This is a genomic window from Mesorhizobium sp. M1365 (assembly GCF_040317865.1).
GTDB lineage: Bacteria > Pseudomonadota > Alphaproteobacteria > Rhizobiales > Rhizobiaceae > Mesorhizobium.
In genome coordinates, this window is sequence record NZ_JAMYLG010000099.1 from 1 (window position 1) to 2,526 (window position 2,526).

Genomic DNA, 2,526 nt, shown 5'->3' on the forward strand with positions numbered 1-2,526 from the left:
ACCCGCTGCGCGGGATGGGCGCATGGGGTGAGGTAGAGATCAAGAACCGGTCGTCGCGCTCGCGTTGAGCGTCGTTCGGCTCGAGCAGAGCATGGCGGGCTTCTTCAACAAGGAGCCTGACCATGCCCCATCCCGTTCTCGATACACCGATCAGCCCGTTGCGCCAACGACTGATCGACGACATGAACATGCGGCGTTTCTCACGGGAGACGCAGCGCAACTATCTCCGCGACATCGGACGCCTGGCGACGTTCCTCGGGCGTTCACCGGACACAGCGACCGCCGACGATCTGCGCCGGTTTCAGATCGAGCAGCAGGAAGACGGCGTTCCCGTGCCGACGATGAACAGCATCGTGTCGGCGTTGCGTTTCTTCTTCACCCATACGGTCGATCGTCCCGATCTGGCGCGCAAGCTGGTTCGTCTGGCGCACCCACGCAAGCTGCCGGTGGTCCTGAGCCGCGACGAGGTCGCCCGGCTGCTCAACGCCACCACCTGCCTCAAGCATCAGGCCGCGCTGTCGGTCGCCTATGGCTCAGGGCTGCGCGTCGCCGAAGTGTCGATGCTGAAGGTCGCTGACGTCGACAGCGAGCGCATGCTGTTGCGCGTCGAGCGTGGCAAAGGCGGGCGATATCGCAACGCCATGCTGTCGCAAGACCTGCTCTTGTTGCTGCGCCAGTGGTGGAAGGTCGGCCGCCAGCAGGGTGTAATGCATCGCGACGGCTGGCTGTTTCCCGGGCAGCACGCGATGAAGCCGATCAGCACGCGGCAGCTCTATCGCATCGTCGTCGAGGCAGCGCAGGCCGCCGACATCGCCAAGCGGGTGGGGCCGCACACGCTGCGCCACAGCTTCGCCACCCACCTGCTGGAGGACGGCACCGACATCCGCATCATCCAGGTCCTGCTCGGGCACGCCAAGCTGAACAACACCGCCTTCTATACCAAGGTCGCGACCCGCACGGTGAGAACGGTCACGAGCCCGCTCGACAAGCTCGGCCTGTTCAAGCCGGAAGAGATCTCACCCGACGGCTGAGCGTGCGCGCCTCGATCGAGGTTGCCGACATCTTCCGCACTGCCGGGCCCGCCTACCGGGCCGCCCATGCAGGGCATCTGACACTGCAGCAGCTCAAGGTCATGTCGGCGATCGAGCACTGCCGCACCGCCGCCCTTGGCGGTCACGTGGAGGCCTGCGAGGACTGCGGCCAATGGCGCATCGCCTACAACTCCTGCCGCAACCGGCACTGCCCGAAGTGCCAGGGCGCGGCCGCGCGGACATGGCTGGCTGAGCGCGAGGCCGACCTGCTGCCGGTCGGCTACTTCCACGTCGTGTTCACGTTGCCGGCCGAAGTCGCCGATATCGCCTTCCACAACAAGGCGCTCGTCTATGACCTGCTGTTCAAGGCGGCGTCGGAGACGATGCTGACCATCGCTACCGATCCGAAGCACCTCGGCGCGCGCATCGGCATCACTGCCGTGCTCCACACATGGGGCTCGGCAATGACCCACCATCCCCATGTCCACATGATTGTGCCGGGCGGCGGCATCGCGCCGGACGGAAGCCGATGGATCTCGTCGCGCCCGGCATTCCTGCTTCCGGTGCGCGTCCTCGGCAAGCTCTTCCGCCGGCTCTTCCTCACTCGGCTAGTCGCGCTGCACCACGCCGGGCGGCTTAGCTTCTTCGGGTCGATGGCGCACCTCGCCGACCGCCGAGCATTCCTTCGCCACCTGGCAACGGTCCGGACGAAGCGCTGGGTCGTCTATACCAAGGCGCCCTTCGCCGGGCCTGAAGCGGTGCTCGCCTACCTGTCGCGCTACACGCACCGGGTCGCGATCTCGAACAGCCGCCTCATCCGCTTCGATGATGACGGGGTCACCTTCCGCTACAAGGACTATCGCCGCGAAGGCGCCGACCGGCAGCAGCTCATGACGCTCGCGACCGACGAGTTCATCCGCCGCTTCCTGCTCCACGTGTTGCCAAAGGGATTCCACCGCATCCGGCATTGCGGCCTGCTTGCCGGCTCTGTTCGCAGGGCCAGCCTCGCGCTTGTTCGTGAACTCCTGAACGTCACCGCACCGTCCGACGATGACACCACGGACGAACCGGACAACTTCCGCCCGCCATGCCCCTGCTGTGGCGGCCGCATGATCGTGATCGAGGTGTTCGAACGACGGAGGCAGCCGCGCGGACCGCCAAACGGTTCCCCGTCGACCGGGAGCAGCACGCCATGACCCGGCATGGAATGGTTCAGCCTTCAGCTGCAGGCACTCAGCCTCCGGCAACGGATCGACGCACGCCTATGGTGATTATCGACGCCGACAGAGCCGCGCCCAGCCGTCCACCGTCCCGACAACACCGCGCGGAGGCGCAACGAAGCGGTCTGTCCGCATTCACCCCAGCGCTTCCCGACGGCGGTCACGCCATCGCCGACATCTGCCGAAATCCGAAATCCCCATAGCCATCGCCTGTGGCCCGCGGGTTCCTTCCTCGGGGACTTTCGTACGCCTGCCGGCGCCCGAAACTCTTCACG

General features: G+C 66.1%; 2 protein-coding genes. Both read left to right on the forward strand.

The features are described 5' to 3' along the window. The first annotated feature begins 122 nt into the window (after window positions 1–122). Window positions 123–1,031, forward strand: coding sequence for a tyrosine-type recombinase/integrase (locus NKH04_RS33020; protein WP_352981451.1), 909 nt, complete (start codon window positions 123–125; stop codon window positions 1,029–1,031). Between the two features lie 2 nt (window positions 1,032–1,033). After that, a complete protein-coding gene (locus NKH04_RS33025; protein WP_352981450.1) occupies window positions 1,034–2,227 on the forward strand; it encodes an IS91 family transposase in 1,194 nt (397 codons plus the stop codon). Window positions 2,228–2,526: the final 299 nt, after the last annotated feature.

Bases quoted from the DNA above. Each gene is read 5' to 3' on its own strand.
- NKH04_RS33020 (WP_352981451.1), top strand. From the start codon at position 123: ATGCCCCATCCCGTTCTCGATACACCGATCAGCCCGTTGCGCCAACGA.